Here is a 15,237-nt window from a genome sequence, read left to right on the forward strand (position 1 = left end):
TGACGCAAACTGCGGCAGGATTGAGCAAGACGTTTCAAGAATGGCCAGTCCATGAAACAGACCGCTCAACTGGACCCTATCGACCGGCGAATCCTGCGCGTGCTGCAGCGCAATGCGGGGATCAGCAATCAGGATCTGGCCGATCAGGTCGGGGCCTCGGCTGCCTCATGCTGGCGGCGCGTCCGCGCGCTGGAGGATGCGGGCATCCTTGGCCCGCAGGTGCGGCTGGTCGTGCCCGAACAGATCGGGCGCGGGCTGGACGTGTTTTGCCACATCCGGATGAAGGCGCAGGATCAGGCCACGCGCGCCGCCTTCGAGGCATTTGTCGAATCGCATGAAGAGGTGGTCGAATGCTATTCGACCAGCGGCGATTGGGACTATCTGCTGCATGTGGTGGCCCATGACGTGGCCGATTACGAACGCGTGCTGATGCGCTCGATCCTTGAGCATACGGCGATTGCGGGCTCGTCCTCGACCTTCGCGCTGCGGCGGGTCAAGCACACCACCGCGCTGCCGCTTTAGCCGCGCTTCAGCCGCGCAACCAGCCGCCAGCAACGGCGCAGGACGGTGAAACCCGTGCCGATGGCGACGACCCACAGCGCGATCCGCAGCACCTGACCGTGACCGTGCCACAGCGGCTCCGGCACCGACAGAAGGGCCGCGCCGGTCATCAGCGCCATCCGGTGCTGCTTGGCCATCGGCCCGGCGAAATCCGCCCCCGCGCCGCAGTTCACCCCCAGTTCGCGCACATAGGCGGTCAGGAAGGCAAAGCCCGCCGCCGCCCAGCCCAGCGACGGCTCGCCAATGCCCAAAGCCGCGCCCATCAGGATCAGCAGGTCCGAGACGCGGTCGGGAAACTCATTCCAGAAGCCGCCATCCGGGGCGCTGCGCCCGGCCTCGATGGCGACCATGCCGTCGAAGAGGTTGCAAAGCAGCCGGGCCTGAATGCCCAGCGCCCCCAACAGCAGCAGCGCAATCCGCGCCACGCCTTCTGTATGCCCCGCCCCCCAAAGCGCCGCGCCCGCGATCAGCGCGGCCCCCATCCCCAGCATCGAGATCTGGTTCGGCGTGATGCTGGTCGCGGCCAGCCTGCGGGTGACAGCCGCCGCCCAGCCGGTCTGACGGCTGGCCAGCGGGCGACGGTTTGACGTGTCATTCATGCGGTGCCCCTAGCCAAGGCTGAAGTAATAGCGGGTCAGGTGGAAGAAGATCGGGGCCGAGAAGACCACCGAATCCAGCCGGTCGATGAAGCCGCCATGCCCAGCGATCGAATGCCCCCAATCCTTGATCCCCCGGTCGCGCTTGATCGCCGACATCACCAGCCCGCCGCAGAAGCCCAGCATGGTGATGGTGAAGGCCATGATCGCCGCCTGCCACGGGTTGAAGGGCGTCATCCACCACAGCGCCGCGCCGACTGCCGTGGCCGACAGGCTGCCGCCCACGAACCCCTCGACCGTTTTCGAGGGCGAAAGCGCGGGCGCGATCTTCCGGCGTCCGATCAGCTTGCCCCAGACATATTGCAGCACGTCGCTGAGCTGCACGACGACCACGAGGAAGGCGATCAGCAGGACGTTGCGCCCCTCATAGCCGGGGATCTTCAGGTTCAGCAGCGCCGGCACATGCGAGGCGCAGAAGACGCAGATCATCAGCGCCCATTGCATCTCGGCCACGCGGATCAGGAAGTTCCGCGTCTCGCCCCGGAAGGCCGAGATGATGGGCAAAAGCAGAAAGACATAGACCGGGATGAAGATCGCATAGAGCCCGTACCAGCCGATCCAGATGAGGTAATACTGGATGGGCGGGACGACGAAGAACGCGCAGACCAGCGACCAGTGGTCATGCCGGTTGGCGCTCGTCAGCGTCATGAACTCGCGCAGGGCCGCGAAAGAGCAGAAGCCGAACAGCAGGATCACCCCCGCCTTGCCGCCCAGAAAGGCCAGCGACATGGCGATGACCATGATCCACCACGACCGGATGCGGTCGTTCAGGTTGTCGATGGCGGCGTTTTCGCCATTGGGCGACAGGCGCAGATGCAGGATGCCGCCAATGGCCGAGGCCAGAACCAGCACGCCGCCGATGGCCCCGATGACCGTCAGCAGATCGGATTGCGCGTTCTCCATTCAGGCCTCCCTTCCCGGCTTCAGCGCCAGAAGCGCGTCGCGGCTGCGCGTCAGAAACGCCTCCTTGCTTTCATCCTCGGCCAGCCACAAAGGCGCGCCCAGAATGACGCGGCACATCAGCGGCACCGGGATGAACGAGCCCTTGGGAAGCACGCGATTGAGGTTTTCGATCCAGACGGGCACCAGCTCGACCTTGGGCCGCGCCTTCGCCAGATGGTAAAGGCCGCTTTTGAAGGGCAGCAGCACCTCATCGGTCAGGTTGCGCGTGCCTTCGGGAAACAGAATCAGCGACGAGCCCTCATCAAGGGTCTGCGCCATGGTCTCGACCGGGTCGGTGCTTCGGCCATCGGCCTGCCGCTCGATCAGCAGGGCGTTGAAGACGTCGCGCCCGATGAAGGCGCGCAGGCCCGAGCCGCCCCAGTAATCCGCCCCCGCCACCGGCCGCGTTTGCTGGCGCAGCCGCGTCGGCAGGATCGACCAGACGAGGATGAAATCACCGTGGCTGGAATGGTTGGCGTAATAGATGCGTTGGACGCGGCTGTCAGGCAGCGCGCCCTGCCAGATGGCCTGCACCGCCGTCAGCACGCGCGCGAAAAGCGTAATCGCCCGGCCGGTGATCATCGCCGCCACGCGACGCGGCATCGAGGTCGAAGCTGTAGTCCTGTTTACCATATCGCTCATTCCCTGTCGCAGGCAGCGTTATCCCGCGCCCTTGCAAAAGCAAGAGGTTACGCAGCGCTTCTGGCATGAGTCGTGCCGGGCCGAGGCGGCAAAGAAAAACCCCCGCAACGTCGAAACGTTGCGGGGGTTTTTTGGTGCCCAGAAGAGGACTCGAACCTCCACGCCTTGCGGCACACGGACCTGAACCGTGCGCGTCTACCAATTCCGCCACCTGGGCAGGTCTGCGTGAGGGGGGTAACTAAGGCCAGTCTCGGGGGGTGTCAACGGGGGTCGAGCAAGTTTTTCATCCAGTTTTCACATTTCCTGTCTCAACCCCGAAAAGACCGCTAGACTGACCCATGCGGGGCCCTTCGGGCTGGCAGTCCATGCAGACATCGCCCGAAGCCCGAACCTGTAGAATACAACAGCTTGCCGCCTTTCGAAGCGAGACACTACAAACGGCACAGGCTTGACGTCATTGCTGAAAGCCAGGGTCCGTATTTCAGGAACAGTCATGGACGCAGCCGCCTCGCGCATCTGGGATGTCATCGTCATCGGCACCGGCATCGGTGGGGGGACGGTCGGTCGTCGTCTGGCCGAATCCGGCCTCTCGGTGCTTTTCGTCGAGAAGGGGCCGGATCTGGGCGATCAGTTCTCGGACGGGCTGCCCAGCGGCATCGACCCACCCGAGGAACGGCTGGCGCAGGGGATCTGGCCGCAGCGCATCCGCGCCGAGCTGGACGGCACATGGTGCGAACTGGACGGCATGATCGCCGCAGGCGTGGGCGGGACCTCGCTGTTCTATGCCGCAACACTTGAACGGCCCGAACGTCACGATCTGGACCAGACCGACAGCCACCCGCATCCGACGGGCGGCTGGCCGGTCGGCTATGACCAGATGGCCCCCTATTATGCACTGGCCGAGCATTACTTCAGCATCAGCGGAGAGCCAGACCCGCTGGACCCCTCGGCACCCGCCCTGCCCGGTCCGGCGCGCGCCCTGCCGCAATCGGATGCGGCGCTGATGGAGGACCTGCGGCGCGCCGGGATGCATCCCTACCAGACGCATATGGCCGCGCGCTTCCTGCCCGATTGCGCGAATTGCTTCGGGCGGCGCTGTGGGCGGCGCTGCAAGATGGATGGACGCTCGGCCGGGGTGCTGCCCGCGCTTGACACCGGGCGGGCGGCGCTGATCGACCGCTGCACGGTCCTGCGGATCGACGCCGGGCCGGATCGCGTCACCGGCATCACCTGCCAGCGGGACGGCAAGCAGATCCAGCTTCACGCGCGCCACTATGTGCTGTCGGGCGGCGGGCTGGGCTCGCCCTCGCTGCTGCTGCGCTCGACGTCCGAGGACTGGCCGAACGGGTTGGGGAACCGGAACGATCTGGTGGGGCGCAACCTGATGTTCCACCTCAGCGAGATCATGGCCGTCTGGGCCGGGCGCGGCGCGGCGCGGGAAGGCGCGTCCCGCTCGATCAGCATGCGCGACCTTTATTACCAGCAGGGGCACCGGTTCGGCACGGTGCAATCCATGGGCCTTGTCGCCGGATATGGAGAGATCCTGCATGCGATGAACACGCGCTTCGACCGCTCGGCGCTGCGCAGTCTGCGGCCCTTGCGGCATGCGCTGCGCATTCCGGCGATGGTGGGAGCGAAGGTGTTGGGCAATGCCAAGGTCTTCGTGGGCGTGCTGGAGGACCTGCCCTACCTGACGAACCGCGTCCTGCCGGGCGATGATGTGGACCGGCTGAGCTTTCACTATGACGTGGCGGACGAGCTGCTGACCCGCCGCGCCGCCTTTCGCAAAGCCATGCGCGCGGCGTTCCGGCCGCATCGCGCCATGTTCATGGGCAGCGCGCCGGAACTGAACTTTGCCCATCCCTGCGGCACCCTGCGCTTTGGCACCGATCCCGCGACCAGCGTGCTGGACCCCGACTGCCGCGTCCACGGGGTCGAGAACCTGCATGTCGCGGATTCGTCCTTCATGCCGACCTCTTGCGGGGTCAATCCCAGCCTGACGATTGCCGCAAACGCGCTGCGGGTGGCCGACCGCATTGCCGCGCGGACGCGCGCACCGCTTGCCGCTGGCGACGGCCTTGGGTATTGAGCGCAAAGCCACCCTCAACAAGGAGCGCCGCATGTCTGCATCCAAACTGGTCACCATCTATGGCGGCTCGGGCTTTCTGGGGCGGCAGATCGCCCGCATCATGGCCGCGCAAGGGTGGCGCATCCGCATCGCCGTCAGGCGTCCCGCGCTGGCTGGCGTCGTGCGCACCTATGGCACGCCGGGTCAGGTCGAGCCGGTGCCCTGCAACGTCCGCGACGACCTGTCGGTCCGCGCCTGCATGGCCGACGCCGATGCCGTGATCAACTGCGCGGGCATCATCGCCGGCAGCGGCAAGAACACCTTCGAGGCCGTCCACACCGAGGCCGCCGGTCGCATCGCCCGGATCGCGGCGGAAAGCGGCGTCCAGCATTTCGTGCATGTCTCGGCGCTTGGCGCGGACCCTGAATCCATCAGCCGCTATGCCGCGACGAAGGGTCAGGGCGAGATCGAAGTTCTCATGCACCGCCCCGATGCCGTCATCCTGCGCCCCTCGATCATCTTCGGGGCCGAGGACAAATTCTTCAACAAGATCGCCGGGATGAGCCTGCTGGGCCCAATTCTGGCCGTTCCCGCCCCGCGCACGCAGGTGCAGCCGGTCCATGTGGGCGACGTCGCCCAAGCCGCGCTTCTGGGCGCGTCGGGCAAGGCCCAGCCGGGCATCTATGAACTGGGTGGGCCGGACGTGCTGAGCATGCGCGAGATCGCCCATCTGACCCTGCGCACCATCGACCGCCGCAAGCTGGTCATCGGCCTGCCGCATTGGATGTCGGGCGTTCTGGGCTCGGTCCTGGACGCCGGGCAGGTGGTCACGGGCGGGCTGGTGTCGAACAAGATCCTGACGCGCGATCAGGCCCGGACGCTGCGCAGCAACAATCTGGTCTCCTCCGAGGCGCGCGGCTTTGCCGAACTGGGCATCGAGCCCATCGCCGCCTCTGCCGTGATCCCGGAATACCTGTGGCGGTTCCGGCGGCGCGGGCAGTATGAGGCCATCATCGACAGCGCCAAGAACCTTCGCCAGAACTGAAGGCGGGGCTGATGGACAACAATACGATCGTCGCGGCCGTTCTGGGCCTGCTTGAGGGTTTGACCGAGTTCATCCCCGTCTCGTCCACCGGCCATATCCTGCTGGCCGGGCATTTTCTGGGCTTTGATTCGCCGGGCCGCGCCTTCGAGGTGCTGATCCAGCTGGGCGCGATTCTGGCCATTCTGGGCGTCTATGCCGGGCGGCTGTGGCACATCTTCTCGACCGCGGGCAGCGATCCCAGATCGCGCCATTTCATCGCCGCCGTGGTGCTGGCCTTCCTGCCCGCAGCGGTCATCGGCGTGCTGGCGCATGGCTTCATCAAGGACGTCCTGTTCGAGACGCCGATGCTGATCGCGATCATGCTGATCCTTGGCGGTTTCGTCCTGCTGGCGGTCGACCGCCGCGCGACGAACCCGAAATACTTCAGCGCCGAGGATTTCCCGCTGCCCGTCGCCATCGCCATCGGCTTCATCCAGTGTCTGGCGATGATCCCCGGCGTCTCGCGGTCGGGGGCGACCATCGTGGGCGGGCTGATGCTGGGCGCATCGAAGCGCGCGGCGGCTGAATTCAGCTTCTTCCTGTCGATGCCGACCATGCTGGGAGCCTTCGTCTACGACCTCTACAAGAACCGCGATGTGCTGACCTCGGCCGCCTTGGGCAATGTCGTCGTGGGCTTCATCTGCGCCTTCATCGCGGCGGTGATCGTGGTGCGCTGGCTGCTGAACTACCTGTCGCAGCACGGATACGCCTTCTTCGCCTGGTGGCGAATCATCGTCGGAAGCGTGGCTCTGCTTGCCCTTTTGGTAATTGGGTAAACACTACTGACCCAATTCTTGCACTACACCCCCCGGATTTTACCTCTCAGCGGGATAAATCGTAATTTAGGTCAGCACGGCTGACTTTTATTTTCCTTCGCCGTTTCATATCAACCGATATGTAACCTCGCCAGCGAAGGACGCGCAGCCATGGCAACGCAGAAGATGCTCAAGTTCGTCACCATCGGGCGCGAGATGCCTGAAAAGCGTGACGCAGCCGCGCGTTCGGAAGACTTCCACGAGATCTATCGCGAATTCGCCGCCGCCAAGGCGACCGAGCAGGCCAGCCGTTGCAGCCAATGCGGTGTGCCCTATTGCCAGTCGCATTGCCCGCTGCACAACAACATCCCCGACTGGCTGCGCCTGACCGCCGAGGGCCGCCTGGCCGAGGCCTATGCCCGCAGTCAGGAAACCAACACCTTCCCCGAGATCTGCGGCCGCATCTGCCCACAGGACCGTCTGTGCGAGGGGAATTGCGTCATCGAGCAATCGGGCCACGGCACCGTCACCATCGGCGCGATCGAGAAATACATCACCGATACCGCATGGGAAAACGGCTGGGTCCAGCCCGCCGCCCCGGTCGAGGAGCGTCTTGAATCCATCGGCATCATCGGTGCGGGTCCGGGCGGGCTGGCCGCCGCCGACCGTCTGCGCCGCATGGGCTTTCAGGTCACCGTCTATGACCGCCACGACCGCGCGGGCGGCCTGCTGATCTATGGCATCCCCGGCTTCAAGCTGGAGAAGGAAGTGGTCGAGCGCCGCAACCGCCTGCTGGCCGATGGAGGGGTGGAATTCGTGCTGAACACCAACATCGGCGAGGACATCAGCTTCGACGCCATTCGCGGCAAGCATGACGCGGTGCTGATCGCGACGGGGGTCTACAAGACCCGCGATCTGGACATCGACAATGCCGATGCGCGTGGCGTGGTGAAGGCGCTGGATTATCTGACCGCCTCGAACCGGGTCGATCTGGGCGATGAGGTCCCCGATTTCGAGGATGGAGAGCTGAACGCCAGCGGCAAGCGCGTCATCGTCATCGGTGGCGGCGATACCGCCATGGACTGCGTGCGCACCGCAATCCGTCAGGGCGCGCAATCGGTGAAATGCCTCTATCGCCGTGACCGGGCGAACATGCCCGGCTCGCAGCGCGAGGTGCAGAATGCCGAGGAAGAGGGCGTCGAATTCGTCTGGCTGACCGCGCCGGGGGCCTTCTCGGGCCATGTCACCGGTGAGGCGATGACCGCGCAAGAGGTGGACGTCGATGGCGAGCCGGTCTCGATCAGCGCGGTCCGCGTGCAGAAGATGCGGCTGGGCGCGCCCGATGTGTCGGGCCGCCGCTCGCCCGAGCTGATCGACGGCGCGGATTACGACGAACCGGCCGAACTGGTCATCAAGGCGCTTGGCTTCGAGCCCGAGGAAATCCCGCGCCTCTGGGGCGTCGACGGGCTGGAAGTGACCCGCTGGGGCACGATCAAGGCCGACTATCAGACCCATTCCACCAGCCTGCCGGGCGTCTATGCGGTGGGTGATATCGTGCGCGGGGCCTCGCTGGTCGTCTGGGCGATCCGCGACGGGCGCGAGGCTGCCGACAGCATCGCGGATTATCTGATCGGCGCGGCCCGCGTCGCCGCCGAATAAGGAGCGGAGCCATGAAACTTCCTGCTGCCATCCTGACGCCAGCCGCGCTGCTGGCCCTCAGCGGCGCCCTGCCCGCGCAGGCCGCGACCCCTTACACCCCGCCTTCGGGATGCGAGCTGAAGATGACCATTCAGAACCGCGGATGCATCGTTTCGCAGCATTACATCTGCTCAAGCGATGCCCCCGGCGACCAGCGCGTCAGCTATTTCACCAATGAGGGCGAGGTCTATACCTCGCGCATCGACGTCGAGACGCGCTGGATGGAAAGCACCAATCTGGTGACCGGCCTGACCGATGTGCTGGAGCCCGAGGCCAAGGACCACGCCTCGTTCCGCAAGTTGCTGAAGCGTGGCGAGGATGATTTCGACTTCTGGACCCGCTCGAACAATGGCGAGCGGCTGCATCACGTCGGCAAGGACATCCTGACCGGCGAAACGGTCACCATCGACAACGTGCCGCTGGAGATCACCGAGTTCAACCTGACCACCTATAGCCAAAGCGGCGATGTGCTGATCGAACGCAGCGGCAAGCAATATATCAACCGCGAACATGGCCGCTTCTATGGCGGGGTCGAGCATTCGCGCGACTGGACCGGTGCCGCGCAGGAAAGCAACGACACCCCCGTCACCTTCGCCTTCCCCGGCGAGCCCGGATTTGGTGCCACGAAGCCGGAATATGACTGCGAAATGCAGATGGTCGATGGCCGCGCGCCCGGCCTCATCAACCGGCTGAAGGCGCTGTCCGACGCCACCTGACGCCCCCGACCACCTGACGCCCCCGACCGCCTGACCTCAGGCCCGTCCCAGGAATGATATTCGCGCCCCGGCGCAAGACCAAGGAAGGTCACCCCAGATGAGCAATTGGCAAGAACAGGAAGAAGCCCGCCGCCAGTGGATGGCCGAGCATTCGCTTTACCGGCACGAGGATGAGCATTCGTCCTGCGGCGTCGGTCTGGTGGTCTCGATCGACGGTGGCGCCAGCCGCAAGGTCGTGGAAAACGGCATCAATGCGCTGAAGGCCGTCTGGCACCGCGGCGCTGTCGATGCCGATGGCAAGACCGGCGACGGCGCGGGCATCCATGTGCAGATCCCGGTCCGCTTCTTCTATGATCAGGTCCGCCGCACCGGGCATGAGCCGGACCGCGAAAAGCTGATCGCTGTCGGGCAGGTCTTTCTGCCGCGCACCGATTTTTCCGCGCAGGAGCGCTGCCGGACCATCGTGGAATCCGAAGTCCTGCGCATGGGGCACTACATCTATGGCTGGCGCCACGTCCCGGTGAACACCGCCGTTCTGGGCGAAAAAGCCAATGCCACCCGCCCCGAGATCGAGCAGATCCTGATCCGCTGCGAAAAGGACATCGATGAAGAGCAGTTCGAGCGCGAGCTGTACATCATCCGCCGCCGGATCGAGAAGGCGGCCATCGCCGCCCAGATCGCGGGCCTTTATATCTGCACGCTGTCGTGCCGCAGCATCATCTACAAGGGCATGATGCTGGCCGAACAGGTCGCTGAATTCTATCCCGACCTGAAGGATGAGCGGTTCGAGAGCGCCTTCGCGATCTATCACCAGCGCTATTCGACCAACACTTTCCCGCAATGGTGGCTGGCCCAGCCCTTCCGTATGCTGGCCCATAACGGCGAGATCAACACGCTGAAGGGCAACTCGAACTGGATGCGCAGCCATGAGATCCGCATGGCCTCGAAGGCCTTCGGGGAAATGGCCGAGGACATCAAGCCGATCATCCCGGCGGGCTCCTCCGACTCGGCGGCGCTTGATGCGGTGTTCGAGGTGATGGTGCGCTCGGGCCGTTCGGCCCCGATGACCAAGACCATGCTGGTCCCCGAGGCCTGGTCGAAGGCCACGACCGACATGCCGAAGCCCTGGGCGGATATGTACGCCTATTGCAACTCGGTCATGGAGCCCTGGGACGGCCCGGCGGCGCTGGCGATGACCGATGGTCGCTGGGTCTGCGGCGGGCTTGACCGCAACGGCTTGCGCCCGATGCGCTTTGTCGTCACCCGCGACGGGCTGCTGATCGCCGGTTCGGAAGCGGGCATGGTGCCGGTGGCCGAATCCGTCGTGCTGGAAAAAGGCGCGCTTGGACCGGGCCAGATGATCGCCGTCGATATGGCCGAGGGCAAGCTGTACCACGACCGCGAGATCAAGGACCGTCTGGCCTCCAGCCAGCCCTTCGGTGACTGGGTGGAAAAGGTCGTGCAGCCCTCTGAGCTGATGGCGCAACTGCCCGAAACCGCGCAATTCGACGGCGATGAACTGCGCCGCCGCCAGATCGCCGCGGGCTATAACATCGAGATGATCGAGAGCATCCTCGCCCCCATGGCCGAGGACGGCAAAGAGGCGCTGGCCTCGATGGGCGACGACACGCCTCCGGCGGTGCTGTCGCGCCAGTACCGGCCGCTGTCGCATTACTTCCGCCAGAACTTCAGCCAGGTCACCAACCCGCCCATCGACAGCCTGCGCGAAACCCGGGTGATGAGCCTGCGCACGCGCTTTGGCAACCTCAAGAACGTGCTGGACGAAAGCAGCGCCCAGACCGAGATCACCATGCTGGAAAGCCCCTTCCTCGCCAATGGCGAGTTCGAGGAACTGACCCGCATGTTCAGCGATCAGGCGACGCATATCGATTGCACCTTCGATGCAGAGGGCGGTCCCGACGCGCTTGGCCATGCCCTGACGCGCATCCGCAACGAGGCCGAGGATGCCGTGCGTTCCGGCGCGGGCCATATTATCCTGACCGATGAGGGGATTTCCGACACCCGCATCGGCGTGCCGATGATCCTTGCCACCTCGGCGGTGCATGGCTGGCTGACCCGCAAGGGCCTGCGCACCTTCTGTTCGCTGAACGTGCGTTCCGCCGAATGCATCGACCCGCATGATTTCGCGGTGCTGGTCGGCTGCGGGGCGACGACCGTGAACCCCTATCTGGCGCAGGACACACTGTCCGACCGGATCGAGCGCGGGCTGCTGGACGGCAACCTGATCGACATCATGAGCAGCTATCGCAACGCGATTGACGCGGGCATCCTGAAGATCATGGCGAAGATGGGGATTTCGGTCCTGTCCTCTTACCGGGGTGGCCTGAACTTCGAGGCCGTGGGCCTGTCGCGCGCCATGGTCGCGGAATATTTCCCCGGCATGCACAGCCGCATCTCGGGCATCGGTCTGCACGGCCTTCAGGCCAAGCTGATCGAGGCGCATGACAAGGGCTTCACCCAGGACGCGACCGAGCTTCTGCCGGTCGGCGGCTTCTACAAGGCGCGCCGCTCGGGCGAGAAACACGCCTGGGAAGCCAATACGATGAAGCTGTTGCAGCTGGCCTGCGACAAGGCCTCCTACGACATCTGGAAGCAGTTCACCGCGACAATGCGGGCGAACCCGCCGATCCACATTCGCGATCTGCTGGACATCAAGCCGCTGGGCAAGGCGGTCCCGATCGAGGAAGTGGAAAGCATCACCTCGATCCGCAAGCGTTTCGTGACGCCGGGGATGAGCCTTGGGGCGCTGTCGCCCGAGGCGCATATGACGCTGAACATCGCCATGAACCGCATCGGCGCGAAATCCGACAGCGGCGAGGGTGGTGAGGACCCGGCCCACAGCCAGCCGCTGCCCAATGGCGACAACCCCTGCGCCAAGATCAAGCAAGTCGCCTCGGGCCGGTTCGGCGTCACCGCCGAATACCTGAACGCCTGCGAAGAGCTGGAGATCAAGGTGGCCCAGGGTGCGAAACCCGGCGAGGGCGGCCAGCTTCCCGGCATGAAGGTCACCAAGTTGATTGCGCGCCTGCGGCATTCGACGCCGGGGGTCACGCTGATCTCGCCGCCGCCGCATCACGACATCTACTCGATCGAGGATCTGGCGCAGCTGATCTATGACCTGAAGCAGATCAACCCGCGCGCCAAGATCACGGTGAAGCTGGTGGCCTCCTCGGGCGTCGGCACCATTGCGGCGGGCGTGGCCAAGGCCAAGGCCGACGTCATCCTGATCTCGGGCCACAATGGCGGCACCGGGGCCAGCCCCGCGACCTCGATCAAATTCGCGGGCCTGCCGTGGGAAATGGGCCTGACCGAGGCGCATCAGGTTCTGGCGATGAACAAGCTGCGCGACCGGGTGACGCTGCGCACCGATGGCGGGCTGCGCACCGGCCGCGACATCGTCATGGCCGCGATGATGGGGGCCGAGGAATACGGCATCGGTACCGCCGCGCTGATCGCCATGGGCTGCATCATGGTGCGTCAGTGCCAGTCGAACACCTGCCCCGTGGGGGTCTGCACGCAGGATGAGCGCCTGCGCGCAATGTTCACCGGCAGCGCCGACAAGGTCGTGAACCTGATCACCTTCTATGCGACCGAAGTGCGCGAGATCCTCGCCTCTATCGGGGCGCGCAGCCTGGATGAGGTGATCGGCCGCGCCGATCTGCTGACGCAGGTCAGCCGTGGCGACAAGGGCCTCGACGATCTGGACCTGAACCCGCTGCTGATCACCGTCGATGGCTGGGACAAGATCGTCTACGACCGCTCGAAGCCGCGCAACGCGGTGCCGGATACGCTGGATGCCGAAATCATCCGCGATGCCAGCCGCTTCTTCTCGGACGGAGAGAAGATGCAGCTCAGCTATGCGGTGCGGAATACGCTGCGCACGGTCGGCACGCGCACCTCGTCGATGATCGTGCAGACCTTCGGCATGCGCAACAACCTGCAGGCCGACCACCTGACCGTGCGCCTGACCGGCTCGGCCGGGCAGTCGCTGGGCGCGTTTGCTGCGCCGGGCCTGAAGATCGAGGTCTGGGGCGATGCCAACGACTATGTGGGCAAGGGCCTCTCTGGTGGCACGATTGCCGTGCGTCCGGCGATGGATTCAAACCTGATCGCCGCCGACAACACGATCATCGGCAACACCGTGCTTTACGGCGCGACCGACGGCTATCTGTTCGCCGCAGGCCGCGCGGGTGAGCGTTTCGCCGTCCGTAACTCGGGCGCGAAGGTGGTGATCGAGGGCTGCGGCTCGAACGGGTGCGAATACATGACCGGCGGCATCGCCGTCATCCTTGGCCGCATCGGCGCGAACTTCGGCGCCGGGATGACCGGGGGCATGGCCTATCTTTACGACCCCGAGGGCGTGGCCCGCGACTACATCAACCCCGAGTCGCTGATCACCTGCCCGGTCACCCAGCCGCATTGGGAAGATGAGTTGAAGTCGATGGTCGAGCGTCACCAGCGCGAGACCGGCTCGCAGAAGGCCGCCGACATCCTGCAGTTCTGGGCCGAGGAGAAGGCGAATTTCCTGCAGGTCTGCCCGCGCGAGATGCTGGCACATCTGCCCTTCCCGATTGCCGAAGTGGGCGATCTGGAAGCGGTCCCGGCAGAGTAAGGATCAACAAGCGGAAAAACCGAAAGGGCGGCCAAAAGCCGCCCTTTGTGCTGTCGCAGCAATTTCGCCGGGAACGCCGCTTCCGCACCTGCGTTGAGGGTCGAACGCGCTTCCCTGTCACAAAGGATTTCCCCATGTCCGATCTGGTCGTTGTTGCATTCGATGATGAGAAAACCGGCTTTGACCTGCGCGATGAGCTGGTCAAGCTGCAGCAGGAATACCTGCTTGAGCTTGAGGATATCGTGGTCGTCACGCGCGATCAGGATGGCAAGATCAAGCTGCATCAGGCGCTGAACACCACCGCAGCCGGGGCCGTCGGCGGCGGTTTCTGGGGCACTCTGGTCGGGCTTTTGTTCCTGAACCCGCTTCTGGGTGCGGCGGTCGGCGCGGCCTCGGGCGCGCTTGCGGGCAAGCTGACCGATATCGGCATCAATGATGATTTCATCCGGCAGGTCAGCGCGGCGGTGCCGAATGGCGGCTCGGCCGATTTCGTACTGATCCGCAAGGCCACCGCCGACAAGGTTCTGGACCGCCTGAAGGCCTTCCATAAACGTGGCCATATCATCCAGACGAACCTTTCCGCCGATGCTGACGCCAAGCTGCGCGAGGCGTTTGAAAGCGGCGACGCACCCGAGGTCGAACAGGCCCCGCTGCCCGCCACCGACAGCGCTGAAACCACGCCCAAGGCATAATTCGCGCGGAACGGGCAACAGCCCTTGACCCCGGCGGCTCTGACATGAGACGCCGGGGCCATGCCGCGCCGACGTGAAATAACCCTTGATGAAACCCCTCTGCCCCGCCGTCCGCTGGTGCAGGGCACGCTGCTGTGGCTGTGGGGCTGGATCCGCTGGCTGGGCCTGCGCTTTCTGGGGCTGATGGTCGTGCTGGTCCTGCTGTTCTCGATGATCAACCCGCCGACCACCTGGACCATCATCGAAGGGCAGCGCGAATTTCCCGGCACCCCCCGCGCTTGGACCCCGATCGAGGACATTGCTCCGGTCATGGTCCGCTCGGTCGTGGCCGCCGAGGACGCGAATTTCTGCGCGCATTGGGGGTTCGACATGATCGAGATCCGCAAGGTCGTGGCCTCTGGCTCAAGCCGCGGGGCCTCGACCCTGACCCAGCAGACGGCGAAAAACGTCTTCCTCTGGCAGGGCCGCAGCTGGCCGCGCAAGGTGATGGAGACGACCTATACCCCGATGATCGAGCTGTTCTGGTCCAAGCGCCGGATCGTCGAAGTCTATCTGAACCTTGCCGAATTCGGCCCCGGCGTCTTCGGCATTTCCGCCGCCGCCCGGCATCATTTCAAGACCACGCCCGACAAGCTGACGCCCCGGCAGGCGGCGGCGCTGGCCTCGATCCTGCCTGCGCCCAAAACCCGCAAACCCGACACGGGCTCGCGCCGGACGCGGGGGATTCTTGACGGCGCGGCGACCATCGCGCAGGACGGGCGGGACAGTTGCCTGAAGCTGCCGCGCTAGG

Annotated in this window: 12 protein-coding genes and 1 tRNA gene; 9 read left to right on the top strand and 4 right to left on the bottom strand. The window is 65.1% G+C overall.

The features are described 5' to 3' along the window. Nucleotides 1-51 precede the first annotated feature (51 nt). On the top strand, nt 52-522 hold the full coding sequence (locus IQ24_RS09245; RefSeq protein WP_145397671.1) for an Lrp/AsnC family transcriptional regulator: 471 nt from the start codon (nt 52-54) through the stop codon (nt 520-522). Here IQ24_RS09245 and IQ24_RS09250 read toward each other — a convergent pair. The 4 genes from IQ24_RS09250 to IQ24_RS09265 all read right to left on the bottom strand — a co-directional run bounded on the left by IQ24_RS09250 (nt 519) and on the right by IQ24_RS09265 (nt 3,018). Further along, entirely contained in the window at nt 519-1,160 is a 642-nt protein-coding gene (locus IQ24_RS09250; protein WP_145397672.1) for a CDP-alcohol phosphatidyltransferase family protein, read from the bottom strand. The genes IQ24_RS09245 and IQ24_RS09250 overlap by 4 nt on opposite strands. 9 nt (nt 1,161-1,169) lie before the next feature. Next, nucleotides 1,170-2,120, bottom strand: coding sequence for a phosphatidate cytidylyltransferase (locus IQ24_RS09255; RefSeq protein WP_145397673.1), 951 nt, complete (start codon nt 2,118-2,120; stop codon nt 1,170-1,172). Beyond that, nucleotides 2,121-2,792, bottom strand: a complete 672-nt coding sequence (locus IQ24_RS09260) for a lysophospholipid acyltransferase family protein (RefSeq protein ID WP_242008035.1) — start codon at nt 2,790-2,792, stop codon at nt 2,121-2,123. It lies immediately after the preceding gene. Between the two features lie 141 nt (nt 2,793-2,933). Further along, a tRNA-Leu gene (locus tag IQ24_RS09265) sits at nt 2,934-3,018 on the bottom strand. A gap of 276 nt (nt 3,019-3,294) precedes the next feature. On the opposite strand from IQ24_RS09265, the gene IQ24_RS09270 reads away from it, so the two are divergent. The 8 genes from IQ24_RS09270 to mtgA all read left to right on the top strand — a co-directional run bounded on the left by IQ24_RS09270 (nt 3,295) and on the right by mtgA (nt 15,236). Further along, the gene (locus IQ24_RS09270; RefSeq protein ID WP_145397674.1) at nt 3,295-4,890 is read left to right on the top strand and encodes a GMC oxidoreductase; all 1,596 of its coding nucleotides are present in this window, start codon (nt 3,295-3,297) and stop codon (nt 4,888-4,890) included. A 31-nt stretch (nt 4,891-4,921) separates the two neighbouring features. Then, complete coding sequence (locus tag IQ24_RS09275; protein ID WP_145397675.1) at nt 4,922-5,914, top strand: complex I NDUFA9 subunit family protein; 993 nt, start codon at nt 4,922-4,924, stop codon at nt 5,912-5,914. A gap of 11 nt (nt 5,915-5,925) precedes the next feature. Beyond that, nucleotides 5,926-6,729, top strand: a complete 804-nt coding sequence (locus IQ24_RS09280; protein WP_145397676.1) for an undecaprenyl-diphosphate phosphatase — start codon at nt 5,926-5,928, stop codon at nt 6,727-6,729. Nucleotides 6,730-6,879: 150 nt separating this feature from the next. After that, on the top strand, nt 6,880-8,367 hold the full coding sequence (locus tag IQ24_RS09285; RefSeq protein WP_145397677.1) for an NAD(P)-dependent oxidoreductase: 1,488 nt from the start codon (nt 6,880-6,882) through the stop codon (nt 8,365-8,367). Nucleotides 8,368-8,378: 11 nt separating this feature from the next. After that, nucleotides 8,379-9,122 carry a hypothetical protein gene (locus IQ24_RS09290; protein WP_242008044.1) on the top strand — a complete coding sequence of 248 codons (744 nt, stop codon included), beginning with the start codon at nt 8,379-8,381 and terminating at the stop codon, nt 9,120-9,122. Between the two features lie 97 nt (nt 9,123-9,219). Further along, nucleotides 9,220-13,755, top strand: a complete 4,536-nt coding sequence (gltB, locus tag IQ24_RS09295; RefSeq protein WP_145397678.1) for a glutamate synthase large subunit — start codon at nt 9,220-9,222, stop codon at nt 13,753-13,755. A 134-nt stretch (nt 13,756-13,889) separates the two neighbouring features. Continuing rightward, a complete protein-coding gene (locus IQ24_RS09300; protein ID WP_145397679.1) occupies nt 13,890-14,447 on the top strand; it encodes a DUF1269 domain-containing protein in 558 nt (185 codons plus the stop codon). A gap of 60 nt (nt 14,448-14,507) precedes the next feature. Continuing rightward, nucleotides 14,508-15,236: a monofunctional biosynthetic peptidoglycan transglycosylase gene (gene mtgA / locus IQ24_RS09305; RefSeq protein ID WP_145397680.1), complete on the top strand. Its 729-nt coding sequence runs from the start codon at nt 14,508-14,510 to the stop codon at nt 15,234-15,236. The last annotated feature ends 1 nt before the right edge of the window (nt 15,237 follow it).

Source organism: Paracoccus sulfuroxidans, assembly GCF_007830335.1.
Lineage (GTDB): Bacteria > Pseudomonadota > Alphaproteobacteria > Rhodobacterales > Rhodobacteraceae > Paracoccus > Paracoccus sulfuroxidans.

Excerpts from the sequence above, each read along its gene's own strand:
- IQ24_RS09245 (WP_145397671.1), top strand. The coding sequence starts at position 52 with ATGAAACAGACCGCTCAACTGGACCCTATCGACCGGCGAATCCTGCGC.
- IQ24_RS09250 (WP_145397672.1), bottom strand. The coding sequence starts at position 1,160 with ATGAATGACACGTCAAACCGTCGCCCGCTGGCCAGCCGTCAGACCGGC.
- IQ24_RS09255 (WP_145397673.1), bottom strand. The coding sequence starts at position 2,120 with ATGGAGAACGCGCAATCCGATCTGCTGACGGTCATCGGGGCCATCGGC.
- IQ24_RS09260 (WP_242008035.1), bottom strand. The coding sequence starts at position 2,792 with ATGGTAAACAGGACTACAGCTTCGACCTCGATGCCGCGTCGCGTGGCG.
- IQ24_RS09270 (WP_145397674.1), top strand. The coding sequence starts at position 3,295 with ATGGACGCAGCCGCCTCGCGCATCTGGGATGTCATCGTCATCGGCACC.
- IQ24_RS09275 (WP_145397675.1), top strand. The coding sequence starts at position 4,922 with ATGTCTGCATCCAAACTGGTCACCATCTATGGCGGCTCGGGCTTTCTG.
- IQ24_RS09280 (WP_145397676.1), top strand. The coding sequence starts at position 5,926 with ATGGACAACAATACGATCGTCGCGGCCGTTCTGGGCCTGCTTGAGGGT.
- IQ24_RS09285 (WP_145397677.1), top strand. The coding sequence starts at position 6,880 with ATGGCAACGCAGAAGATGCTCAAGTTCGTCACCATCGGGCGCGAGATG.
- IQ24_RS09290 (WP_242008044.1), top strand. The coding sequence starts at position 8,379 with ATGAAACTTCCTGCTGCCATCCTGACGCCAGCCGCGCTGCTGGCCCTC.
- gltB (WP_145397678.1), top strand. The coding sequence starts at position 9,220 with ATGAGCAATTGGCAAGAACAGGAAGAAGCCCGCCGCCAGTGGATGGCC.
- IQ24_RS09300 (WP_145397679.1), top strand. The coding sequence starts at position 13,890 with ATGTCCGATCTGGTCGTTGTTGCATTCGATGATGAGAAAACCGGCTTT.
- mtgA (WP_145397680.1), top strand. The coding sequence starts at position 14,508 with ATGCCGCGCCGACGTGAAATAACCCTTGATGAAACCCCTCTGCCCCGC.